18 protein-coding genes and 1 pseudogene are annotated in these 22,556 nt (G+C 69.8%); 8 read left to right on the top strand and 11 right to left on the bottom strand.

Translation table 11 applies throughout. From position 1 onward, the window contains the following. Window positions 1-111: 111 nt before the first annotated feature. Window positions 112-879: an alpha/beta fold hydrolase gene (locus ACIBNA_RS24050; protein WP_399167190.1), complete on the bottom strand. Its 768-nt coding sequence runs from the start codon at window positions 877-879 to the stop codon at window positions 112-114. 64 nt (window positions 880-943) lie between these two features. On the opposite strand from ACIBNA_RS24050, the pseudogene ACIBNA_RS24045 reads away from it, so the two are divergent. The 3 genes and pseudogenes from ACIBNA_RS24045 (at window position 944) to ACIBNA_RS24035 (ending at window position 2,570) form a co-directional block, all read left to right on the top strand. Next, window positions 944-1,491, top strand: a pseudogene (locus tag ACIBNA_RS24045) (YciI family protein). Window positions 1,492-1,560: 69 nt separating this feature from the next. Next, window positions 1,561-2,142 carry an RNA polymerase sigma factor gene (locus tag ACIBNA_RS24040; protein WP_399167189.1) on the top strand — a complete coding sequence of 194 codons (582 nt, stop codon included), beginning with the start codon at window positions 1,561-1,563 and terminating at the stop codon, window positions 2,140-2,142. A 29-nt stretch (window positions 2,143-2,171) separates the two neighbouring features. After that, complete coding sequence (locus ACIBNA_RS24035) at window positions 2,172-2,570, top strand: hypothetical protein (RefSeq protein WP_399167188.1); 399 nt, start codon at window positions 2,172-2,174, stop codon at window positions 2,568-2,570. A gap of 80 nt (window positions 2,571-2,650) precedes the next feature. On the opposite strand, the gene ACIBNA_RS24030 is transcribed toward ACIBNA_RS24035, so the two are convergent. Beyond that, entirely contained in the window at window positions 2,651-5,857 is a 3,207-nt protein-coding gene (locus ACIBNA_RS24030; RefSeq protein ID WP_399167187.1) for a BTAD domain-containing putative transcriptional regulator, read from the bottom strand. Window positions 5,858-6,099: 242 nt separating this feature from the next. Between ACIBNA_RS24030 and ACIBNA_RS24025 the strand changes: the two genes are divergently transcribed. Continuing rightward, window positions 6,100-7,080: an arabinan endo-1,5-alpha-L-arabinosidase gene (locus ACIBNA_RS24025; RefSeq protein ID WP_399167186.1), complete on the top strand. Its 981-nt coding sequence runs from the start codon at window positions 6,100-6,102 to the stop codon at window positions 7,078-7,080. Further along, window positions 7,062-8,498: a family 43 glycosylhydrolase gene (locus ACIBNA_RS24020; protein WP_399167185.1), complete on the top strand. Its 1,437-nt coding sequence runs from the start codon at window positions 7,062-7,064 to the stop codon at window positions 8,496-8,498. The genes ACIBNA_RS24025 and ACIBNA_RS24020 overlap by 19 nt, the downstream gene beginning before the upstream one ends. Before the next feature lie 117 nt (window positions 8,499-8,615). Here ACIBNA_RS24020 and ACIBNA_RS24015 read toward each other — a convergent pair whose 3' ends face one another. From ACIBNA_RS24015 to ACIBNA_RS23980, 8 genes are all read right to left on the bottom strand, one after another. Beyond that, window positions 8,616-10,400, bottom strand: a complete 1,785-nt coding sequence (locus ACIBNA_RS24015; RefSeq protein WP_399167184.1) for a pyridoxal phosphate-dependent aminotransferase — start codon at window positions 10,398-10,400, stop codon at window positions 8,616-8,618. Between the two features lie 162 nt (window positions 10,401-10,562). Further along, a complete protein-coding gene (locus ACIBNA_RS24010) occupies window positions 10,563-11,711 on the bottom strand; it encodes an aldose epimerase family protein (protein ID WP_399167183.1) in 1,149 nt (382 codons plus the stop codon). A 56-nt stretch (window positions 11,712-11,767) separates the two neighbouring features. Further along, on the bottom strand, window positions 11,768-13,012 hold the full coding sequence (gene mmsB, locus ACIBNA_RS24005; protein ID WP_399167182.1) for a multiple monosaccharide ABC transporter permease: 1,245 nt from the start codon (window positions 13,010-13,012) through the stop codon (window positions 11,768-11,770). After that, window positions 13,009-14,559, bottom strand: coding sequence for a multiple monosaccharide ABC transporter ATP-binding protein (gene mmsA / locus ACIBNA_RS24000; RefSeq protein ID WP_399167181.1), 1,551 nt, complete (start codon window positions 14,557-14,559; stop codon window positions 13,009-13,011). The genes mmsB and mmsA overlap by 4 nt, the downstream gene beginning before the upstream one ends. Before the next feature lie 35 nt (window positions 14,560-14,594). Next, complete coding sequence (gene chvE / locus ACIBNA_RS23995; protein ID WP_399167180.1) at window positions 14,595-15,704, bottom strand: multiple monosaccharide ABC transporter substrate-binding protein; 1,110 nt, start codon at window positions 15,702-15,704, stop codon at window positions 14,595-14,597. Between the two features lie 141 nt (window positions 15,705-15,845). Then, entirely contained in the window at window positions 15,846-16,814 is a 969-nt protein-coding gene (locus tag ACIBNA_RS23990; protein WP_399167179.1) for a hypothetical protein, read from the bottom strand. Between the two features lie 111 nt (window positions 16,815-16,925). After that, complete coding sequence (locus ACIBNA_RS23985) at window positions 16,926-17,930, bottom strand: zinc-binding dehydrogenase (RefSeq protein ID WP_399167178.1); 1,005 nt, start codon at window positions 17,928-17,930, stop codon at window positions 16,926-16,928. A 61-nt stretch (window positions 17,931-17,991) separates the two neighbouring features. After that, window positions 17,992-19,155: a mandelate racemase/muconate lactonizing enzyme family protein gene (locus ACIBNA_RS23980; RefSeq protein ID WP_399167177.1), complete on the bottom strand. Its 1,164-nt coding sequence runs from the start codon at window positions 19,153-19,155 to the stop codon at window positions 17,992-17,994. A gap of 641 nt (window positions 19,156-19,796) precedes the next feature. On the opposite strand from ACIBNA_RS23980, the gene ACIBNA_RS23975 reads away from it, so the two are divergent. After that, on the top strand, window positions 19,797-20,177 hold the full coding sequence (locus ACIBNA_RS23975; RefSeq protein ID WP_399167176.1) for a hypothetical protein: 381 nt from the start codon (window positions 19,797-19,799) through the stop codon (window positions 20,175-20,177). Between the two features lie 217 nt (window positions 20,178-20,394). Here ACIBNA_RS23975 and ACIBNA_RS23970 read toward each other — a convergent pair whose 3' ends face one another. Then, window positions 20,395-20,841: a MarR family winged helix-turn-helix transcriptional regulator gene (locus tag ACIBNA_RS23970; protein WP_399167175.1), complete on the bottom strand. Its 447-nt coding sequence runs from the start codon at window positions 20,839-20,841 to the stop codon at window positions 20,395-20,397. A 109-nt stretch (window positions 20,842-20,950) separates the two neighbouring features. Here ACIBNA_RS23970 and ACIBNA_RS23965 point away from each other — a divergent pair, with 109 nt between their 5' ends. Both ACIBNA_RS23965 and ACIBNA_RS23960 read left to right on the top strand, forming a co-directional pair. Further along, complete coding sequence (locus tag ACIBNA_RS23965) at window positions 20,951-21,973, top strand: NADP-dependent oxidoreductase (protein ID WP_399167174.1); 1,023 nt, start codon at window positions 20,951-20,953, stop codon at window positions 21,971-21,973. A gap of 94 nt (window positions 21,974-22,067) precedes the next feature. Continuing rightward, window positions 22,068-22,487, top strand: a complete 420-nt coding sequence (locus tag ACIBNA_RS23960) for an organic hydroperoxide resistance protein (protein ID WP_399167173.1) — start codon at window positions 22,068-22,070, stop codon at window positions 22,485-22,487. The last annotated feature ends 69 nt before the right edge of the window (window positions 22,488-22,556 follow it).

The raw sequence follows: 22,556 nt of genomic DNA, 5'->3' as shown, positions 1-22,556 counted from the left end.
CCTGGATGCCGGTCGTAGGTGTCGCAATCCACACCGAAACCAGGGGCCCTCACCCCGTTCAAGGACCACTCAAGGCGTGTCGCCCGTCACCAACGTCCCGGGACAGCACACCTAGGGCGTGAGTGCCGCCGCGGTGGCCTTTGTGAAAGCTTCCGGGTTGTCCAGCATGACGTTGTGGCCGCAGTCGGGGATGGGGACGACCGATACCCCCGCCTCGGTGAGGGCGTCTGTGCCCGGGAGAGGGCCGTCCGCCTCGGGGAACAGGAAGGTGCGGGGCGTCTTCAGCTCCTGGAGGAGTTCGCGCATGGTGGGGGTCGTGCCGCGGGTGAGGTGGTACGCGCTGCGGTGGAGGGCCTCGCGGCCGGCCAGACGCATGGTGGACCACCAGTGGGTGCCGGCCCGGTCGCGGACCTCCTCCCATCCGCCCGCCAGGAACTCCTGCTCCGAGTAGGCGGCGATGCCGCTGCTGCCCGACGCGCCCGGCCTGCGCGGGATCGGGTCCAGGTTGGCGTCGATGAGCACCAGCCGGGAGACCAGGTGGGGGTGGCGTGCGGCCAGGACGATCGCGACCGAGCCGCCCATGCTGTGGGCTATCAGCTCGGCGCCCGAGACGCCCGCGGAGGTCAGGGCACCGGCGAGCGCGTCGGCGTGGGATTCCAGGGTGTAGTCGAAGCCCGTCGGGCGGTCGCTGATGCCGTGGCCCAGGAGGTCGATCAGCAGTGAACGGCGTCCGGCCAGCCGGGGATCGACCGCGACTTCCGTGAAGTAGGCGGGCGATGTGGCGCCCAGCCCGTGCACGTAGACGCGCGGCGGTTCCTGCCCCGGCAGTTCGACCCAGCGGATCTGATCACCATCGGGCGTTACGGCGACGCTGCGCACTGTCGGCTCTCCTGCGGTCATGATGACGGGAGAGACGAGAGTAGCCACCCGGGACGGATACGCCATGGAGTTCTTCTGCTATCACCGCGATCGACCCGGCTCCCTGCCGTTGCGTGAGGGGCTGGGGGAAGCGCACTGGGCCTATATGGACCACTACGCCGCGGGTTGATCGCCCGTGGACCCACCTTCGGCAGTGACGGGGAAACGCCCACCGGCAGCGTGCACATCGTCGACCTCCCGGATGCCGCCGCCGCTCGCGCGTTCGCCTTCGACGAGCCCAACTACCAGGCCGGCGTGTACCGGGACGTGCTGCTGCGGCGCTGGCGCAACCTGCTGGGCCGCACCATGTGGGACTTCCCCGGCGGCCCGACGACCGGCAACCGCTACCTCGTCCTCGGGCTGGGCCCGGACCCGGCGGCCGACATCGGCACACCGCCCGACTCGGACGACCTGATCGCCTACGGCCCCCTGCTGTCCGACGACGGCTCCGCCTGGCTGGGCACGGCAGCGCTGGTCCGGGCCCCGGACGGGGAGACGGCGCGCGGTGTCCTGACGCGGGGGCGGTATGCCGACGTGGAGGTGCACGCCTGGGAGTTCGGCGGACGACGGTGACGAGCGGGACCCCGGCGCTCAACGTTTCCTCAATCCCCGTTCCACGCCGGCGCAGAAGACTCCCCGCGCATGAGCAAGTCATCGACCGATGCCCGCGGAATGTCCTTCGACGAGGTGTTCTGTGGGCTGTTGCCCAAGCTGTACGCCCGGGCGGCCGCCCTCACCGGGGCCGCGCAAGGGGGTGAGGACGCCGTTCACGAGGTGTATCTGAAACTGGCCTCGCGGCCGCGACGGTTCCTTGAGCATCCGGAACCGGCCGCGTACGCCTTCGCCGCGCTGGCGAGCACGACCCGCGACACCTGGCGTCGGGAGCGGAGGCAGGTGCCGACCGCGGAGGGGACGGCAGCCGTCTGGGACGGCGGCGTGGAGCGACGTACCGCCGAGATCGAGGCCGTCCGGCTGCTGGACCAACTGCCGCGTCAGCAGGCCGGCGTGGTGATCCTCGTCGACCTGGACGGCTACACGACCGAGCAGGCGGCGCGGATCCTGGGGATAGGGCGGGGGACCGCCGCCCGGTACCGGACGCGGGCCGTGCGCCGGCTGCGTCGTCTTCTCGGTCGCGACGCCGACACCGGCGGCGAGCCCACGAGTGACGCGCGTCACAGGAGCGCCGGACATGCGGGGCGGCGGCCTCGGACGTGTACGCGGTGAAAGCCCGAAACGACCACGGGGAGTTGAACATGATCAAGCGTCGGATGATGACCGGAGCCCTCGCCACCGTCGCGGTGGCCGGCCTCGCGACGCCGGTGGCCGCAGCCGCGCCGGCCTCCGCACCGCAGACGAACGCGAAGGCGAAGGCCTGTGAGCTGTACGCCGACAACGTCGTGCAGAACGGAAACGAGCTCTCCGGCGCTGGTGGCCGCCGGGGCTGTGCCGGTGACGACTCCCAGACCGTCACGGTGACGGTCTACAAGTGGGTCGACATCGGCCGCGACGAGAAGGTCGGTTCCGCCACCCGGTCCGCCGCCAACGTCGACCTGACCGCCCGCGGCGCCTGCCAGGGCAAGGGTTTCTACTACACCTACACGCAGGACAGCGCGGGCGGTGAGAAGTACAGCCCTCGCGTCGAGATGTGCTGACCGGCTGAGATCGGCGCGACGCGGCATACGTGCGGAGGTGGCGGCCGGGCTGTCACCTCCGCACGGGTCCGGGCCGGCTTTCACGTCAGGTCCTCAGGCGGTCGGGCACCGGTGTCGAGGCAGATGGCCCGGGCCCGCCTCCGAACCGGCCCGGCAGTGGGGTCGTCGAGGGCGTGCAGGGCGCGGCCGAGGGCGGCCAGGGCTCTGGCTTCGCCCAAGCGGTGGCCGGTGCGGCGGTGGAGGGCGACGGCAAAGTGGGCGCGGGCGCGTGCCGCGGACGGGCGTCCGCGCGCGATGTGGATCGCCGCCAGCTCCGTCAGGGCACGGGCCTTGACGACGTCGAAGCCGCCTCGGTGGGCGAGGGCGAGGGCGTGGCGGGCGTGAGCCAGGGCTTCGTGGTGGTGTCGCCGTACGCGATGAGCCTCGGCGAGGCCGAGCAGGGTCTCGGCCTCGGTGCGCTGGTTGCCCACCTCGCGGGCGATGGACAGGGCGCGTTCGTGGGTGCGGGCGGCATCCTCGGCCCGGCCCATGCGGAGGCGGGCGTCGGCCAGCGTCGTCAGGGCGATCGCGAGCAGTCGGCGGCGCCCGGTGTTCTCGGCGAGGCGCAGGGAGCGTTCGGCGTACTCCAGCGCCTCCTCGTAGTGGCCGAGGTCCAGTTCGATCCTGGCCGTGATGTCGAGGGTGGTGGGATTGGCGCTCCGGGGCTCGGGCCCTTTCGCCTCTGCCCTGCCCGCCCGCAGCGCCTCAGCCGCCTCCTCCAGCCTGCCCTGCTCCCAGTACACCGCGCTGAGCGCCGGCAGCCGGTGGGTCTCGTCACCCGCTCCGGCCCTGCGCAGTATGCGCAGCGCCTGCTCCAGGTGGCCGGCGGACAGCTCCAGCCGGCCCCGGTCCCGGTACGCCAGGCCCAGACCGATCAGGGCCTGCGCCTCGGCGTCCGGGCGGCGGGCCTCGCGGGACAGTCGTAGCGCCTCGGTGAAGTGCTCCAGGGCGTCGTCGAGGCGGGCCGCCTCCGTGTCCACCAGGCCGAGTCCGTTCAGGGCCAGGCCCTGGCCCAGCGGGTCGCCGGTCTCGCGGTGCAGTCGCAGTACGCGGGTGTGGTGATGGACGGCCTGGGTGTGGTGGCCCATGTCCCAGTGGGCGATGCCCAGGCTGCGGTGCATGGCCGCCTGACCGCGCTTGTCCCCGTCGGCCTCAGCCGCGTGCAGGGCTGCCCGGGCAGCGGTCTGCCAGGCGCCGCGTGGCAGGCCGAGCCAGCAGTAGCGCAGCAGTGCGGCGGTCAGGCGCCAGGCGAAGTGCCGTGGGCCGGAGCCGGCGGTGTGCTCGATGGCGGCCAGGAGGTTGGCCTGCTCCGAGTCCAGTCGGGTGAGGGCGGTGGTGACCTCGTCCGGGGTGGCGGGTGTGCCGGCGGGGCCTGCCGGGTCCCGCGGGAGCTGTGGGTACTGCCAGGGCAGGGCGCCGCCGGCGGTCTCGGCGGTGCGCAGGTAAGAGGCGAGCAGTCGTTCCTCGGCAGCCGCCCGCCGCGGCGGTGGCTCCTCGGCCGCGGCCCGCTCGCGGGCGTAGTCGCGCAGGAGGTCGTGGAAGCGGTACCGGTCGGGTGCGGGGGACTCGATCAGGTGGGCCGTCGCCAGGGTGGTGAGCAGGGTGCCCGCGCGGGACTCGGAGGTGTCGAGGAGCGCCGCCGCGGCAGGGCGGGTGATGTCCGGGCCGGGGATCAGGCCGAGCAGGCGGAAGAGCCTGCGGGCGTCCGGGGCCAGGGCCCGGTAGGAGAGGCCGAAGGCGGCGCTGACGGCGGAGGAGCGGTCGTCGTCCAGTTCCAGTGCCGCCAGCCGGTCGCCGTCCGCCAACTCGGCGGCCAGGCCGGCGATGCGCCGGTGCCGGTCGCCGAGCAGTTGCGCTGCGGCCACCCGCAGCGCCAGGGGCAGGTGGCCGCAGCGGCGGGCCAGTTCCTCGGCCGCCTCCGGTTCGGCGGCCACGCGCCGCTCGCCCAGGACGGCGGCCAGCAGTGCCCGCGCTTCCTGCGGGGCGAGGACGTCGAGGCGCAGCGGCTCGGCGCCGTTCCGGGCGACCAGGCCGGTCAGGCGGTGGCGGCTGGTGACCAGGACGCGGCAGGTCGGGCTGCCGGGCAGCAGCGGGCGGACCTGCGGGACGCAGGCGGCGTCGTCCAGCACGATCAGCATCCGCCGCCCGTCCAGCAGGGAGCGGTAGCGGCGGGCCTGCTCGTCCGGGTCGGAGGGGATCTGCCGAGGTGTCAGGCCCAGGCTGCGCAGCAGCTGGCCCAGGGCCTCCCGCGGGGCCACGGGGGCGCTCTCGTGATCGTAGCCGCGCAGGTCGACGTACAACTGGCCGTCGGGGAAGCGATCGCGTACCCGGTGGGCCACGTGCATGGCCAGCGCGGTCTTGCCGACTCCCGCCGCGCCGCTGATCACCGAGATCATGGCTGGCTCCCCGGCAGACGTGTCGAGCAGTGTGCTCAGACGGGCCGTCGCCTCCGCGCGGCCGCTGAATCCGGCCACGTCGTGCGGGAGTTCGGCGGGTACGACGGGTGGGCCGGTGCCGGGTGCCCGGGCGGGCGAGCCCCGCAGGATCTGCTGGTGCAGGGATCGCAGTTCGGGGCCGGGGTCGACGCCCAGTTCCTCGGCGAGCCGACGGCGGGTCTCCTCGTACGTCTCCAGCGCCTCGGCCTGGCGGTCGCCGTGCCAGAGTGCGGTCATCAGGTGCCGTACGACCCGCTCGTCCAGGGGATGGGCCGTGGCCAGTTGCCGCAGTCGCTCCAACGCCTGGTCGTGACGGTCCAGCCGTAATCCGACTTCGTGGTAGCGGAGTTCGGCTGTGAGGTGCTCGTCGCCCAGCCCGGCCCGGGTCTCCTCCGCCCAGGCGCCGGTCAGGCCGGACAGGGCCTCCCCCTGCCACAGGGCGAGGGCGTCGCGCAGCAGGTCGGCGGCCTGCCGGTCCTCGGCTGTCCTACGGGCCTCGGCCACGAGTCGGCGGAAGCGGTGGACGTCGACCGACTCGGGGTCCGCGTCGAGCAGGTAGCCGCCGGAGCCGCGCACCAGAGGCACGCCGTGGGCTCCTGCGGAACGCAGGGCGGTGCGCAGCCGGCCGACATACCCCGACAGGATGTTGCGGACCGAGCCCGGCGGGTTCTCGCCCCACACCCGGTCGATCAGCCGCTCCGCCGGGACGACGCGGCCGGCCTCGCACAACAGCACCGCCAGTACGCACCGCTGCTTCGCGTGCCCGAGAGCCACCGGGTGCGCACCGGCACGCGCATCCACAGCTCCGAGCACACGGAACTCCACAGGGCCACCCACCCCCTTCGTGACGAGCCCGGGGTCACCCCTCAGCCTCGATCGTCCGGCGCGGGCCTAAACGGCCCCTCAACGGATCTTCAACGGATCTCCCCTGCCGGTCACAGTTGTTGCTGCGCGAACCATTGACGCGCAAGAAGTTCGATTCTACGGTCCGTTCGAACTTGCGATCGCTGTTCGAGATACCGGCCAGCTGTCACCCCCACCGCAAGGAGGACCGTATGAGCCGCTCCATCCTGCGCAAGAGAACCGCCCTGCTCGCCCTCCCCGCCGCCGCACTGCTCGCCCTGATGCCGAGTGCGGCGTCCGCGTACCCCAACCCCGGCCGGGTCACCGGCGACATCGTCACCCACGACCCGTCGATGATCCGCACCTCGTCCGGCCAGTACCTGCTCTACGCCACCGGCGGCGGCATCGCCAGCAAGACGTCCGGTGACCGCACCGCCTTCCGGAACGGCGGCGACGCCTTCTCCAGCAGGCCCGGCTGGTGGCGGAACTACTCCTCCGTCCCGGAGGCCTGGGCGCCGGACATCTCGTACCACGGCGGCAAGTACCTGATGTACTACTCCGTCTCGAAGTTCGGCTCGAACACGTCCGCCATCGGCCTCGCGACCTCCAGCACCGGCCAGCCGGGCAGCTGGACCGACCAGGGGACGGTCTACACGTCGAACTCCTCCAGCGACTTCAACGCCATCGACCCGAACCTCTTCGTGAACGACGACGGCAAGTGGTGGCTGTCCTTCGGCAGTTGGTGGACCGGGATCAAGATGATCCAGATCAACCCGTCCACCGGGAAGCAGCTCTCCTCCAACACCACCCGCTATTCGCTCGCCTCTCGCCCCACCGGTACCAAGGCCGTCGAGGCGCCCTTCATCGTCAAGCGGGGCGGGTACTACTACCTCTTCGCCTCGTACGACACCTGCTGCAGCGGCACGAGCTCGACGTACAAGGTCAAGGTCGGGCGCGCCTCCAGCATCACCGGGCCGTACCGCGACAAGAACGGCGTCGACCTGATGAAGAACGGCGGCACGCCCGTGCTCGAGTCGCACGGCAACGTCATCGGCCCGGGCGGGCAGTCGATCACCAAGGACTCCGACGGCGACCTGATCGTCTACCACTACTACGACGGCAACGCGGGCGGCACGCCCAAGCTTGGCGTCAACCTCCTGAACTGGAGCAGCGGATGGCCCGTCGCCTACTGACCCTGCTGGCCGTACTGCTGCTCGCCCTCAGCCTCGGCCAGCCCACCGCGAGCGCCGCCTCGTTCGCCAACCCGGTCAAGTCCGTCAAGGGCGCCGACCCCTGGATCTCGTACCACGACGGCAACTACTACATGGTGACGACCAGTTGGACCGACGTCATCACCATCCGCAAGTCCGCCACCCTCGCCGGGCTCTCCACCGCGCCCAGCGTCCAGGTGTGGAAGGGCGACGCCGCCTCCCGGTGCTGCAACATCTGGGCACCGGAGCTGCACTTCGTGGGCGGTCGCTGGTACCTGTACTACGTCGCCGGGCAGAACGTGTCCGACTACAACCCCACGCAGCGCAGCCACGTGCTGGAGAGCACCGGGTCCGACCCCATGGGCCCCTACACCTACAAGGGGCAGCTCAACTCCGCCTGGATGCTGGACCCGAGCCTGATGAACGTGGGCGGCCGGTTGTACATGCTGGGCAGCGCGATCACGGGCGGGACGCAGAACCTCGTCATCGCGCCGATGTCCAACCCGTACACCGTCAGCGGCTCCTACTCGACGATCTCGACGCCGACGCACGCCTGGGAACGGCAGGGCGGCACCGTCAACGAGGGCGCGGAGGTGCTGCAGCGCGGTGGCCGGACCTTCCTGATCTACTCCGCGAGCGGCTGCTGGACGCCCGACTACAAACTCGGGCAACTGGAGCTGACCGGCTCCAACCCGCTGTCCGCCTCCTCCTGGACGAAGAAGTCCACGCCCGTCTTCCAGCGCAGTGACGCAAACGGGGTGTACGGGCCCGGCCACAACGGCTTCTTCACCTCACCCGACGGCCGCGAGAACTGGATCGTCTACCACGCCAACGACTCCGCCTCCGAGGGCTGCGACAACGGCCGTACGACCCGGGCCCAGAAGTTCACCTGGAACTCCGACGGCACCCCGAACTTCGGCACGCCCGTCCGGCTCGGGGCGAGCATGCCAGGGCCGTCCGGCGAACCGGCGTCCGCCTCGACGACCTACACCGTCTCCAACCGCAACAGCGGCAAGTGCCTGGATGTCGCCGGCAGCTCGTCGGCCGACGGCGCGGGCGTCGTGCAGTACACCTGCAACGGCGGGACCAAGCAGCGCTGGCGCCTGGAGGACCTGGGCGACGACACCCACAGGCTCGTGAACGTCGCCACCGGCAAGGTCCTCGACACCGCCGACTGCTCAACTGCCGACGGCGCCGACCTGCGCCAATGGTCCTGGCTGAACAACACCTGCCAGCGCTTCCAGTTCGTGGCCACGGACGCCGGCTACGTCCGCATCGTGAACAAGGCCACCGGCAAGGTGGCCGACGTGGCGAACTGCTCGACGGCGGACAGCGCGGACGTACGCCAGTGGTCGTGGCTCAACAACGCTTGCCAACAATGGAGGTTGAACCCGGCTTAGTACGACGTCCCTAGGGGTGCGGGGCTGTGTTTGATCTGCGGCTGCGCCGCGTGGGCGCGACAAGCCACAACGGACCCGCACCCGCCGCGCACGGAAACCAGCTACGGCGAGAAGGCGCTACCCGGCCTGCCCCATCCCCGCCGCGTTGGGCCAGGCCTGAGCCCCCGGCCACCCGGTAGCCGGCGCAGGCGACAACCCGTTGGTCCCCCTGACCTGCGCGGCGGTCAACCCACCCCGCGCGGGAACCCCCGGCGGGGTGGGCCCGGTAGCGGCCGGCATGGGAACCGGCGCCGGAGCAGGGACCGGCGCCGGTGCCGGGACCGGTGCCGGTGCCGGGACCGGTGCCTGCGCCGCGGGCGCCAGCGGTGGCGCGGGCGCGGCCATGGGCTGCGGTGCCGGCTGCGGCACCGGCTGGGGCGCGGGCTGAGGGACAGGCTGGGGCACAGACTGAGGCATCTGCTGCTGCCCCATCTGGCCAATCTGCCCCATCTGGCCCTGCCCCACCTGGCCCAACTGCCCAACATGCCCCATCTGCCCAACCTGCGCAGCCGTCGGCATCGGCATCCCCACACCCGCCCCCGCCGGCACGGCCGACGCGGCGGCGGGAAGCGGCACCCCGGTACCGGTGCCCGGGGCCGACGGCCCCGGCCCACCCGCACCGACGGCCTGAGCGGCAAGGCCCCGCATACCGGATCCGTTGGTCTCGCTCACCAGACGGTCCACTGCCGCCGTACCCGAGCTGTAGCTGGTCCCGTTGCCCAGCTCGGGTACGGCGGCTCCCCTCCTGGACGTCCCGTAGAGCACCTGTTCCAGGCCGGACACCAGGCGACGCACGTCCACCTGGGGGCGCACCACGAGACGCAGGAAGCGGCTGGACGAACCGATCTTGTTGCCGCACTCGCGGACCAGGATCCGGTGCTCGGTGAGCATCCGGTCCCGGACCACGGTGCCCTCGGCGCCCACGGGGAGGCGCACGAAGAGGAAGTTGCCCTGCGACGGGTAAACCGTCAGCCCGGGCAGGGAGGAAAGCTGGCTGGCCATGTCGAGGCGGTCGCGGCGCACCTGCTGGAGGCTCTGCGCGTACTCGGCGCCGTGCTCCTTGAGCATGAACACCACGTGCTCGGCGAAGGAGTTGAGGTTCCACTTCGGGAGCATCGACCGCACCCGCCCGGCGAGGGCCGGGTTGGCGACGAGGTAGCCGAAGCGGATGCCGTGCAGGCCGAAGTTCTTGCCGAGGCTGCGCAGCACGATGACGTTGGGCCGCAGCATCGCCTCCTGGACGACGGACGGTTCCGCCTCGGCGTCCGCGAACTCCAGGAACGACTCGTCGATGACGATCAGGTCGAGGTCGGCCATCGCGTCCATGAACTGGACGATGGCGTGCTTGTGCAGGAAGCCGCCGTCGGGGTTGTTGGGGTTGCAGATGACGGCGACGCGCGTGCCCCGCGCGCGGATGAACTCGGCGTACTGCGCGAGGTCGAGGGCGAAGCCGCTGGACTCCTGGAGCGGGAACATGTCGACCCGCTTGCCGGTCTCCATGGGCTGGTCGGTCCAGCGGCCGAAGGTGGGGACGGGGATGGCGAGGGACTCGCGGACGAGCAGGTGGTCGATCCAGGTGATGAGCTCGGTGGAGCCGTTGCCCATCGCCACGCACTGCGGCGGCAGCTGGAGCAGGCTGCACAGCTCGGCCGTGATGGTGTCGGCGCTGCTCGGGTAGTACGTGATGATGTCGCGCAGTCTGGCCGACATGTCGTCGAACATGGCCGGGGTGGGGAAGTACGGGTTGCAGGGGATGCAGAAGTCCACCGGCCCGGCGCCGTCGCCGCCCTCACGTGTCAACGCCGCCATCGACGGGCTGTGCGCCGCGGTGCTGCGGAACAGCGACGTGACGTTGTCGGCCATGGAACCTCCGTATAGGGCGGGTCCGTTGGGGACGGCCGGACCCGGCGTTCAAAGGCGGCCCGCGCGGGGGAGCGCGGGCCGCCCTTACATACGGAGGCTGCGGTGGTGCTGTTCAACCGCTGAGGCTTCCCTCAGAAAATTGTGTGCCACCTGTGAAGGCGGTCAGCAGCCGAACGTGTGGACCGTCGTCGTCCGGTACGTCCGCCCGGGCCGCAGCACCGTCGACGGGAACGACGGCTTGTTCGGCGAGTCCGGGAAGTGCTGCGTCTCCAGGCAGAGCGCGTCGCCCTGCCGGTAGATGCGGCCGGACGGGCCGGTCAGCGTGCCGTCGAGGAAGTTGCCGGAGTAGAACTGCAGGCCCGGCTCGTTCGTGGCGATCTTCATCGTGCGGCCGGAGGCCGGGTCGCGCAGGGTCGCGACGTGCTCGGGGCGGGCGGTGATGCCCTTGTCGAGGACCCAGTTGTGGTCGAAGCCCTTGGCGGTCACCAGCTGGGGGTGCGAGACGCGGATGTCCCGGCCGATCGGCTTGGCCTTGCGGAAGTCGAAGGGGGTGCCCGCGACCTTGGCCAGCTCACCCGTGGGGATCAGGCCCGAGTCGGTGGGCGTGTAGCGGGAGGCCGCGAGCTGGAGCTCGTGGTCCTCGATCGTGCCGCTGCCCTCGCCGGCCAGGTTCCAGTAGACGTGGCTGGTGAGGTTGACGACGGTGGCCTTGTCCGTGGTGGCCTCGTAGTCGATGCGCCAGTCGCCGTGCCGGGTGAGGGTGTACGTCACCTTCGTCTTGAGCGTGCCCGGGTAGCCCATCTCGCCGTCGACGCTCGTGTAGTACAGGTACAGGCCGACGTCGGAGCCCTTGGTGAACGGCTCGATGTCCCACACGCGCTTGTCGAAGCCCTTGGCGCCGCCGTGCAGGCTCTGCTCGCCGTCGTTGACGGAGAGCTGGTGGTCCTTGCCGTCGAGGGTGAACTTGCCCTTGCCGATGCGGTTGCCGTAGCGGCCGATCAGGGCGCCGAAGTACGGGCTCTTGGCGACGTAGTCGTCGATGTTGTCGAAGCCCGCCGAGACGTTGGCGTAGCGGCCGCGGCGGTCGGGGATCTCCAGCGACTGGACGATGCCGCCGTAGGAGAGCACCTTCAGACGGGTGCCGCCGTTCTCCAGGGACCAGCTGTAGATCTTGGTGCCGTCGGCGAGCTTGCCGAAGAGCGTCTTCACCGGCTTCCTGCCTCCCGTGGCGTGCGCCGTGCCGCCGAGCGTGGTCGCGGCTATGCCCGCCGCCGCGGCTCCCGCGATGACGGTGCGTCTGTTCAGTTCCATGAGTGCGCCTCCCCCATAAGGAGTGGGCCCCGCCTTCCGGCGGGGCCCCAGGTGACTTACGAACCGACCTTGCGCTTGTTCCACACGTCGAACCCGACCGCCGCCAGGAGCACCAGGCCCTTGATGACCTGCTGCCAGTCGGTGCCGATGCCGACGAGGTTCATACCGTTGTTCAGCACGCCCAGGACCAGGCCACCGATGATCGCGCCGAGGACGGTGCCGACACCGCCGCTCATCGACGCGCCGCCGATGAACGAGGCCGCGATCGCCTCCAGTTCGAAGTTGAGGCCGGCCTTGGGAGAGGCCGCGTTGAAGCGGGCGGCGAAGACCAGGCCCGCCAGGGCCGCGAGCATGCCCATGTTCAGGAAGACCAGGAAGGTGACCTTCTTGTCCTTCACGCCCGACAGCTTGGCCGCCGGGAGGTTGCCGCCGATCGCGTAGATGTGGCGGCCGATGATCGCGTTGCGCATCACGTAGCCGAAGCCGACGAGCAGCACGCCCAGGACGAGCAGCACGATCGGGGCGCCCTTGTAGCTGGCCAGCAGCATGGTCAGCGTCAGCACGGCGGCGGAGATCGCGACCAGCTTCAGCAGGAACAGCTTGGTGGGCGGGACGTCGAGCGAGAACTCCTGCTGCCGCCTGCGGTCACGGACCTCCTGGAAGATCACCAAGGCGATCATCGCGAAGCCCAGCAGCAGCGTGAGGTTGTGGTAGTTGGTGTTCGGGCCGACCTCGGGCAGGAAGCCGTTGGCGGCCTTCTGGAGGCCCTCCGGGAACGGGCCGAGGGTCTGGCCCTCCAGGAAGATCTCGGTCAGACCGCGGAAGATCAGCATGCCCGCCAGGGTCACGATGAACGACGGTATGCCGCCGTACGCGATGAAGAACCCTTGGATGGCACCCGCGACCGCGCCCACGGCCAGGCACAGCACCACGGCGAGCGGCCAGGGAATGTCCTGTTTGACCATGAACACGGCGGCCATCGAGCCGACGAACGCCGTCAGCGAGCCGACCGACAGGTCGATGTGGCCCGCGATGATGACCAGCATCATGCCGATCGCGAGGATCAGGATGTAGCTGTTCTGGAGGACCAGGTTGGAGACGTTGCGCGGCAGCAGCAGGTCGCCGTCGGTCCACACGGCGAACAGCGCCACGATCAGGCCGAGCGCGATCAGCATGCCGTACTGGCGCATGTTGCGTCGCATGCCGTCCAGCACCAGCTGCAGGAGTCCGTCGCCGGTGGCCGCCCCTCCCTTGCCGGGCGGCGCGGGGGCCGGCGTCTTGGCGGTCACGTCCGTGCTCATCGGGTTACCTCTTTGTCCTTCGTCATCTGACGCATCAGCGATTCCTGTGAGGCCTCGGCCCGCGAGAACTCACCGGTCAGCCGCCCGGCGGCCATCGTGTAGATGCGGTCGCACATACCGAGCAGTTCGGGCAGCTCGGAGGAGATGAAGACGACCGCCTTGCCCTGGGCGGCCAGCTGGTCGATGACCGTGTAGATCTCGTACTTGGCACCGACGTCGATACCGCGCGTCGGCTCGTCCAGGATCAGCACGTCCGGACCCGAGAAGATCCACTTGCTGAGGACGACCTTCTGCTGGTTGCCGCCGGACAGCTTGCCCACCGGCTCGAAGACGGTCGGCGCCTTGATGTTCATCGACTTGCGGAAGCCCTCGGCGACCTGCCGCTCCTCGTGCTCGTCGACCACACCGCGCTTGGCGACCTTGCCCAGGGCGGTCAGCGAGATGTTCCGGTTGATGGTGTCGATGAGGTTGAGGCCGTAGTGCTTGCGGTCCTCGGTGACGTACGCGATCCCGTGCTTGACCGCCTCGGGGACGGACTTCGTACGGATCTCCTCGCCGTCCTTGAGGACCGTGCCGCCCGCGTACCGGCCGTACGTCCGCCCGAAGACGCTCATCGCGAGTTCGGTGCGGCCGGCGCCCATCAGGCCCGCGATGCCGACGATCTCGCCGCGCCGCACCGCCAGGGACACGTCGTCGACGACCTTGCGCTGCTGGTCGATCGGGTGGAACACGGTCCAGCCCCGGATCTCCAGGGCGGGCGCCACGCCCTCCTCGGGCTGGTGCGGCGACCGCTCCGGGAAGCGGTGCTCCAGGTCGCGGCCGACCATGCCGCTGATGATCCGGTCCTCGGTCGTCTCCGGGGCCTTCACGTCGAGCGTCTCGATGGTCTGGCCGTCGCGGAGGATCGTCACCGAGTCGGCGACCTTGCGGATCTCGTTGAGCTTGTGGGAGATGATGATCGAGGTGATGCCCTGCTTCTTCAACTCCAGGATGAGATCCAGGAGTTTGTCGCTGTCCTCGTCGTTCAGGGCCGCGGTCGGCTCATCCAGGATGAGCAGCTTCACCTTCTTCGACAGGGCCTTGGCGATCTCCACGAGCTGCTGCTTGCCCACGCCGATGTCGGTGACGCGGGTGTCGGGGTGGTCGCTGAGCCCGACCCGCCGCAGCAGCTCGGTGGCGTGCCGCAGCGTCTCCCTCCAGTCGATGAACCCGCCCTTGGCGTGCTCGTTGCCGAGGAAGATGTTCTCCGCGAGGGAGAGGTACGGCGACAGCGCCAGCTCCTGGTGGATGATGACGATGCCGCGCTCTTCGCTGGCCCGGATGTCCTTGAACTCGCAGACCTCACCTTCGAAGAGGATGTCCCCCTCGTAGGTGCCGTGCGGGTGGACGCCGGAGAGGACCTTCATCAGGGTCGACTTACCGGCGCCGTTCTCCCCGCAGATGGCGTGGACCTCGCCCTGCTGGACGGTCAGCGTGACGTCCGACAGCGCCTTGACGCCGGGAAAGGTCTTGACGATCGAGCGCATTTCCAGGACGGGTCCCGCCATGGTCGTGCCTTCCAATCAGAGTGTGCCGGCGGTTCTTAGAGGTCGCTTGCCTTGATGTAGCCGGAGTCGACGACTTCCTTCTGGTAGTTGGTCTTGTCGACGGCGACCGGCTCGAGCAGGTAGGCCGGGACGACCTTCGAGCCGTTGTCGTAGGTCTTGGTGTCGTTGACCTCGGGCTTCTTGTCGTTCAGCAGCGCGTCGACCATGTTCGAGGCGACCTTGGCGAGCTGGCGGGTGTCCTTGTAGACGGTCATCGACTGCTGGTCGGCGATGATCGACTTCACCGAGGCGAGCTCGGCGTCCTGGCCGGTGACGATCGGCAGCGGCTTGCTCTTGGAGCCGTAGTCGTCCGACTTCAGCGCCGAGAGGATGCCGATGGAGATGCCGTCGTAGGGGGAGAGGACCGCGTCGACGCGGTCGCGCTTGTAGGCCGAGGTCAGGATGTCGTCCATGCGCTTCTGGGCGGTGCCGCCGTCCCAGCGCAGGGTGGTGACCTGGTTCAGCTTGGTCTGCTTGGAGCGGACGACGAGCTGCTTCTTCTCGATGTAGGGCTGCAGGACGTTCATCGCGCCCTGGAAGAAGTAGCGGGTGTTGTTGTCGTCGTTGGAGCCGGCGAACAGCTCGATGTTGAAGGGGCCCTTCTTGGAGCCGTCCTTCAGGCCGAGCTTCTCGACGATGTAGTTGCCCTGGAGCTCGCCGACCTTCTCGTTGTCGAACGACGCGTAGTAGTCGACGTTCTGCGTGCCGAGGATCAGGCGGTCGTAGGAGATGACCGGGATGTTGGCGTCCTTGGCCTGCTGGAGCACGTTGTTCATCGACTTGTTGTCGATGGCCGCGATGATCAGCGCCTTGACACCCTGCGTGATCAGGTTCTCGACCTGTGAGACCTGCTGGTCCGGGTCGTCCTCGCCGTAGACCAGCTGGGTCTTGTAGCCCTTGGACTCCAGGTCCTTCTTGACGTTGTTGCCGTCGGCGATCCAGCGCTCGGAGGACTTGGTGGGCATCGCGATGCCGATGGTGCCGCCCTTGGCGCTGTCCCCGCCCTCCTCGCTGCCGCCCTCGCTGTTCTGGCCGCAGGCGGACAGGGTCAGGGCGAGGGACGCGGCTCCGGCTATGGCGGCGAGGGCGGCTCTGCGGTTACGCATGATCATCATCCTTGATGTGTGTGCAGGGCTCGGTCTGGGGGTGCGAAGTCGCTCCGGGGGGTCGGGCCGGAAAGACCGAGAAGAGATGTGTCGGATTGTGGTCGGCTGTGTCTTCTTTTGTGAAGGCGAGTATCCGGAACGTTATGACGAGATTTCGAACCGTTGTAGATCGCCAGGCAGCCGCGAACCGAGCGGCGCCATGTCGCCGTCGGCCCCGTGGCGGGCCAGAAGATCCAGAGCGAGCCGGCCGCGCCGCACGCGTTCCTTGGCCGTGGCCAGGGTCAGCTCCCGCATGTGGTGCCCGTAGGGGTAGATTCCGGGCGCCTTCGACAGGCCGAACTTCAGGTAGAGCGGTGCGCCGCGCCGGATGAGCTCGGCGACCTCGTACATCCGGACGTAGCCGCCGAGGTCGTCGGGGGCCTCGATGTACATGTCCATCGGAGCGCCGGAAACCCGGCGGATCTCGGTGAGGTGATCGAGCGTCAGGTCGCTCGGCACGTTGACCGAGTCGGCGCCGAGCCGCTCGTACACCGCGTACGCCGCCGGGTTGACCGGACCGATGAGCGCACTCACCTTGAGGGTCGTGTCGGCCGGGATGATCCCGGCGGCTCTCGCCCGGTGCAGCGTCCACAGCACGCCCTCGTCGGCGACGAGCAGGCACTTGACGCCCAACTCCGTTGCGCGGACGGCGTCTTCGACGCATCCGGCGACGGCGTCGTGGCCGCGGGCACGCAGCCCGGCCCCCCGCGAGTCGGTGCGCGTCGAGCCGCCGATGTCCCACGTGCCGCGCGGGCCGGTGAACAGGCAGAGTTCGATGTCGCGCTCGCCGGTCGCCTCGACCATCTCGGTGATCTCGGCGTCGGTCAGCATCCACACGCCGCTGCCCTGGCTGATCCGGTGGATCGGCACGTCCAGCCGCGAGGCCTCCTTCAGGACCACCGCCAGCGCCTCGGGACCCTCGCACGAGGGGATCTCGGTGCGCCAGCGGCCGCCGCCGGGGAAGGAGTGCGGCGAGGCGTCGGCGGGGTCGAGGGCGGGCGTGTTCAGGCCCAGCGTGGTGAGCGCCTGCTCACCGGGCCTGCGGGCTGCCGTGACGGAAGCGTCGGTCACAGGAATGTCCTTTGGTTCGATATTTCGGACGAGGTTCGCGGCTCTGGGTAGGGCAAGGCTGGGTGTACGCCGGTACGGGAGCCGTCAGGTTGCCCCCGTACCGGCGTACGTCTAGGGGCGGAGCAAGACCTTGCCCACCTTCGGATCGCCGGCTCCCACCAGCTCGATGGCCTGCGAGAACTCGGCGAGCGGCAGCTCGTGCGTCACCAGCGGCAGCGGGTCGAGCAGACCGGCGGCGAACACCCGCACCGTGTGCGCCCAGGCGTCCGGCGGAGCACCGAAGACGGTGTGCACCTCCAGCTGCCGTACGACCAGATCGGTCGGGTCGAGACCGTCGGCACCCGGCGCCGGGATACCGGTCAGGACCAGCCGGCCGCCGCGCCGGAGCAGGGCGGCGGAGATCCGGGCGGCGTCCGCGGACCCGGCCGTCTCGATCACCACGTCGAAGTCGTCCGGAAGCTCCTGGTCCTTCGTCCGGAAGTCCGTCGCGCCGTACTGCCGCGACAGCGCCTCACGGTCCCGGCGGGTGCCGACGACCAGCAGCTCCGCCGGCGAGTTCGCCTTCAGGAACTGCACGGCGAACATGCCGAGCGTGCCGGTGCCCACCACGGCGACGCGCTCGCCGGGCTGCGCGTTCCCCTTCAGCGCGGCCGCCGCGATGCACGCGGCGGGCTCCAGGAGGGCCGCGGCCGTGAGGTCGCAGTCGTCCGGGAGGGCGTGCAGGAGACGGGCGGGGAGCGTCAGCGTGGTCGCCATCGCACCCGGCTGGGTGAACCCGGTCTCCTCGTAACCGGCCGTGCACAGGGTCGTGTCGCCCGCGTGGCAGCGGTCGCAGACCTGGCAGTTGCGGAAGCCCTCACCGACGACCTTGCGGCCGACGAGGGACCCGGGGACACCGGCGCCCACGGCCTCGACGGTCCCGGACCACTCGTGGCCCGGGGTGAGCGGGTAGCGCACGTAGCCCTCGGGGCGGTTGCCCTGGTAGACCTCGCGGTCGCTGCCGCAGATGCCGGAGGCGTGGACGCGCACCAGTGCCTCGCCGGCCCCGGGCTGCCGGGGCTCGTGCGGGACGAGGCGGTGCTCGCCCGGGGCGTCGATCACTACGGCGGTGCTCACGTCGCTCCTGAAGGTTTCGAAGCTTTCGGTTGCCGGTTCCGGGTTTCCGGGGGCCGGACGGTCACTGGGCGCCCTTGGGCTTGCGCTGCTCCCAGCCGTCCGCCCACAGGTCGAAGCGGGCCTGCTGCTGCGGGAACTCGGCGGCGGCGTCGACGTCCAGTTCCACGCCGAGCCCCGGGGCGTCGGAGAGGTGGAAGCAGCCGTCCTCCGGGTTCACCTGCGGAGCACCCTTGACCACCTTCTTGATCTCCGCGTCCGCGAAGTCGTTGAAATGCTCAAGGATCTTGAAGTTCGGGGACGTGAACCCGACCTGGAGGGACGCGGCGGTCAGCACCGAGCCACCCACATTGTGGGGAGCCACCAGCATGTAGTGGGTCTCGGCCGTCGCGGCGAGCTTCCGGGTCTCCCAGATTCCACCGATATGGCCGACGTCCGGCTGGATGATGTCCACGGCCTGGCTCTCGAACAGCTCGCGGAACTCGATCCGGTCGTGGATGCGCTCGCCGGTGGCGACCGGCATGTCGACCTTGGCGGCGACCTTCTCCAGGGCCTTGAGGTTCTCCGGCGGGACCGGCTCCTCCAGCCACGCCGGCTTGAACGGCGCGAGCTCCTTGGCCAGGCGGACGGCCGTGGCGGGGGAGAAGCGGCCGTGCATCTCCAGCATCAGCTCGGCCTCGGGGCCGATGGCGTCCCGGACCGCCTCGATCAGGGAGACGGCGTACAGGGTGTCCTTGTGGTCCAGCTCGAAGTGGCCGGTGCCGAAGGGGTCGATCTTGAGCGCTCGGTAGCCGCGCTCCATGACCCCCTGGGCCGCCTTGTGGTACGCCTCCGGGGTGCGTTCCGTGGTGTACCAGCCGTTGGCGTACGCCTTGACCTTGTCGGTGACCTTGCCGCCCAGCAGCTGCCAGACGGGGACGCCGAGGGCCTTGCCCTTGATGTCCCAGCAGGCCATCTCGATCACGGCGATGCCGGACATCACGATCTCGCCCGCGCGGCCGTAGTCGCCGTACTTCATCCGCTTGACGAGGTCCTCGACAGCGAAGGGGTCGGAGCCGAGAATGTGATTGGCCTCGGCCTCCTTCAGGTAACCGAGAAGGGCGTCGGTGTGTCCCAGCATCCGGGTCTCGCCGACTCCAGTGATCCCCTCGTCGGTGTGCACCTGGACGTACGTCAGGTTGCGCCACGGCGTCCCGACCACGTGTGTGCTGATTCCGGTGATGCGCACGGCGGTTTTCCCTCGCAGCTTCGTCGGCTCGGTTCTGTCAGTCGCTCAGTTCGACGTGTTCGAGATTTCGGCACACGTTCGAAATGCTGGCGTGACAGTAAGGATGCGGCGGTGGGGGTGTCAATGGGTCGCACGCATAACGGTTTCGACAGTTTCGAAACCATGGTGGCGGCATGTCCCTACAGAACCTTCACAGCTGGATCTAGGAACGTGACCGGCGCGGAACTTAATCTTCCCGCGTCATGGACTACTGCGACCCGTGCCGACGGCACCTCAACGGCGCGCTCGCCTGCCCCGGGTGTGGCACCTCGGCCGATGCGCTGCGCTGGCGTGAGCCGGACTACGGCGGGTACGAGGCTGTTCCCGAGGGTCGCGAGGGCGATCACGACGGCTCGGACGGGTCGGACATGTCGGACCGGTCTGACGATGATGGCGACGACGGTGAGCCGTTGGGGCGTGCTACCCGACGGCGTGAGCGTGGGCGTGGACGTGAGCATGGCCCGGTCGCCGATGGCCCGGGTGGCGGGACGAGCAGGCGGGACCGGAAGGCCGCGGCGCATCGTCGGCGGCGGCGCCGGACGCTGTTCGTCGCGGCGGGGTTCGTGCTGGCGGCGGGTGGACTGAGCCTCGCGGAGCTCGGCATGGACGCGCCCAAGTCGACGCCGAAGCCGGCGGCGGCCGGAGGTGAGTCGGCGGACGGCGACGCGTCGGTGGAGGCGGGCGAGACGGGCAGCCTCCCGAGTGACGAGGCGTCAAGCTCTCCCTCTCCGGCTGCGTCTGATTCCCCGTCGGCTTCCAAGTCCCCGAAGGCCGACAAGTCCAAGGACGCCAAGGACGCCGAGACGCCGAAGGACTCCGACTCGACCTCGGCGGACACGCCCCCGGCCCGTCCGACATCGGCCCCTACGGCCGCCCGGCCGGCCCCGGCCCCGACGCGAACCCCGGATCCGACGACCGCACCCCCAAAACCGGAGCCGTCCCCCACAAAGACCTGCAACCGCTTCCTGTGGTGGTGCACGTAGCGCCTGCGCGGTGGTGGTGGGTCGGGGCCGCGCCGGGGGTGTCCGCTCAGCTGCGGGCAGTCGTGCCGCTGGGGCGATGGGGGCCCCCTCTGCTCGAGCGAAGCCGAGAGCTTTGGGGGAGGGCGGGCGCAGCGGCACCTCGCTCCGCCGGGCTGCGGACCCACCCGGCCTCAGTGACAACGCCGAGCACCCCGCAACGCCCCGCACCACCCCGACCTCACCCCAGCATCCCCCGCAGCGCATCCCGCAAAGCCACCCTCTCCCCCTCGGAAAGCCCGGCCAACGGCTCCCGAGCGAACCGCAGCGACTCCCGCAGGCTCCGAGCCACCCGCCGCCCCTCACCCGTCGCCGCCGCCACCTTCACCCTCCGGTCCGCAGGATCCGGCCGCCGCTCCACCAGCCCCCGAGCCTCCAGCCGGTCCACGATCCCCGTGACATTCGACGGCTCGCACTTCAACTTCTGCGCAAGCCTCCGCATCGGCAGCGGCTCAAGGCACAGCAGACTCAGCAACCGCGCCTGCGCCCCGGTCAGCGCATGTTCCGCCGCCGCGTCCTCGTAGTCCTGATGGAACCGCGCCACGACCTCCCCGATGAGCTCGACGACCTCAAGGGTCAGCGGATCGGGGCGATGGCTGTTCTGGGAGGTGGATGTGGTGGAGGCCATGAAATCGAGGGTACCCGGTTATTTGACAACCTGAAATTTTCAGGAGCATGGTTGTTTCAGGTACTGAAACAACCGCATCGAGCCAATCGAGTCAGTGGAAAGGCGCATCATGACCGACACCTCCGCCCTCCCCGCCGTCAGCCGCGAGTGGCACCTCGCCAGCCGCCCCGTCGGCTGGCCGAAGCCCGAGGACTTCGCCTTCGTCGAGGCGGAGGTTCCGCAGCCGGGTGAGGGGCAGGTCCTCGTGCGGAACAAGTACCTCTCCGTGGACCCGTACATGCGTGGCCGTATGAGCGACGCGAAGTCCTACGTCGCCCCGTTCGAGCTCGGCAAGGTCATGCAGGGCGGTGCCGTCGGCGAGGTCGTGGCCTCCAACGCGGAGGGGCTGGCCGTGGGTGACCACGTGCTGCACTTCCTCGGATGGCGCGAGTACGCCGTCGTGGCCGCGAAGAACGCCGTCAAGGTGGACCCTGACGCCGCGCCGCTGTCGACGTACCTCGGCGTGCTGGGCATGACCGGCCTCACCGCCTACGCGGGGCTGCTGCGCGTGGCCTCCTTCAAGGAGGGCGACACCGTGTTCGTGTCCGGTGCCGCCGGTGCCGTGGGTGGCCAGGTCGGGCAGATAGCCCGGCTGAAGGGTGCCTCGCGGGTCATCGGGTCCGCCGGGTCGGAGGAGAAGGTGAAGCTGCTCGTCGACGAGTACGGCTTCGACGCCGCCTTCAACTACAAGGACGGCCCCGTGAGCAAGCAGCTGCGCGCTGCCGCTCCCGACGGGATCGACGTCTACTTCGACAATGTGGGTGGCGATCACCTGGAGGCCGCCCTCGGCGCGCTCAACGAGGGCGGGCGGATCGCCATCTGCGGGATGATCTCCGTCTACAACAACACCGAGCCCGTTCCCGGCCCGAAGAACCTCCCCCGGCTGATCGCGACCCGTGGCCGTATGGAGGGCTTCCTCGTGAGCGACCACTACGACCTTCAGCCGCAGTTCGTGCAGGAGGTCGCCCCCTGGGTCGCCTCCGGTGAGCTGAAGTACCGCGAGACCGTCGTCGAGGGCATCGAGAACAACCTCGAGGCGTTCCTGGGGGTGCTGCGCGGCGACAACACCGGGAAGATGATCGTCAAGCTCTGACACCTTCTGTCGATTTCCGGTATGCGGTAAGTTTTTTCCGAATCCGCTCGGCCCGGGCGCGAGCCGCGGCGGGCGACAGAAGGAACACAACCGCATGCCCATCCAGCAGTCCGACGTCCTGTACACCGCCGTCGCCACCGCCGAGGGCGGGCGCGACGGGCGGGTCGCCACCGATGACGGCAAGCTCGAGGTCGTCGTCAACCCGCCGCAGGAGATGGGCGGCAGTGGCGCCGGGACCAACCCGGAACAGCTGTTCGCCGCCGGCTACAGCGCCTGCTTCCAGGGCGCTCTCGGCGTCGTCGCCCGCCAGGAGGGGGCCGACCTCACCGGGTCAACTGTCACCGCGAAGGTCGGCCTCGGCAAGAACGGGGACGGGTTCGGGATCATCGTGGAGATCTCCGCCGACATCCCCAAGGTGGACCGGGGTACCGCGCGGTCGCTCGTCGAGAAGGCCCATGACGTGTGTCCCTACTCGAAGGCGACCCGCGGGAACATCACCGTGACGCTGGTCTGACGACAGTCGTTGCGTACGCGGAGGCCGCACCCTTGGACGTGGGGTGCGGCCTTCGCCCGTGCCCGGGGG

This window comes from Streptomyces sp. NPDC050164 (assembly GCF_044459945.1).
Classification (GTDB): Bacteria; Actinomycetota; Actinomycetes; order Streptomycetales; family Streptomycetaceae; genus Streptomyces; species Streptomyces coeruleorubidus_A.
Note: the sequence above shows the minus strand (reverse complement) of the source record. Positions and strands in the feature narration are given on the sequence as shown.

Bases quoted from the DNA above. Each gene is read 5' to 3' on its own strand.
- ACIBNA_RS24040 (WP_399167189.1), top strand. From the start codon at position 1,561: ATGAGCAAGTCATCGACCGATGCCCGCGGAATGTCCTTCGACGAGGTG.
- ACIBNA_RS24035 (WP_399167188.1), top strand. From the start codon at position 2,172: ATGATCAAGCGTCGGATGATGACCGGAGCCCTCGCCACCGTCGCGGTG.
- ACIBNA_RS24025 (WP_399167186.1), top strand. From the start codon at position 6,100: ATGAGCCGCTCCATCCTGCGCAAGAGAACCGCCCTGCTCGCCCTCCCC.
- ACIBNA_RS24020 (WP_399167185.1), top strand. From the start codon at position 7,062: ATGGCCCGTCGCCTACTGACCCTGCTGGCCGTACTGCTGCTCGCCCTC.
- ACIBNA_RS24015 (WP_399167184.1), bottom strand. From the start codon at position 10,400: ATGGCCGACAACGTCACGTCGCTGTTCCGCAGCACCGCGGCGCACAGC.
- ACIBNA_RS24010 (WP_399167183.1), bottom strand. From the start codon at position 11,711: ATGGAACTGAACAGACGCACCGTCATCGCGGGAGCCGCGGCGGCGGGC.
- mmsB (WP_399167182.1), bottom strand. From the start codon at position 13,012: ATGAGCACGGACGTGACCGCCAAGACGCCGGCCCCCGCGCCGCCCGGC.
- mmsA (WP_399167181.1), bottom strand. From the start codon at position 14,559: ATGGCGGGACCCGTCCTGGAAATGCGCTCGATCGTCAAGACCTTTCCC.
- chvE (WP_399167180.1), bottom strand. From the start codon at position 15,704: ATGCGTAACCGCAGAGCCGCCCTCGCCGCCATAGCCGGAGCCGCGTCC.
- ACIBNA_RS23975 (WP_399167176.1), top strand. From the start codon at position 19,797: ATGGACGCGCCCAAGTCGACGCCGAAGCCGGCGGCGGCCGGAGGTGAG.
- ACIBNA_RS23970 (WP_399167175.1), bottom strand. From the start codon at position 20,841: ATGGCCTCCACCACATCCACCTCCCAGAACAGCCATCGCCCCGATCCG.
- ACIBNA_RS23965 (WP_399167174.1), top strand. From the start codon at position 20,951: ATGACCGACACCTCCGCCCTCCCCGCCGTCAGCCGCGAGTGGCACCTC.
- ACIBNA_RS23960 (WP_399167173.1), top strand. From the start codon at position 22,068: ATGCCCATCCAGCAGTCCGACGTCCTGTACACCGCCGTCGCCACCGCC.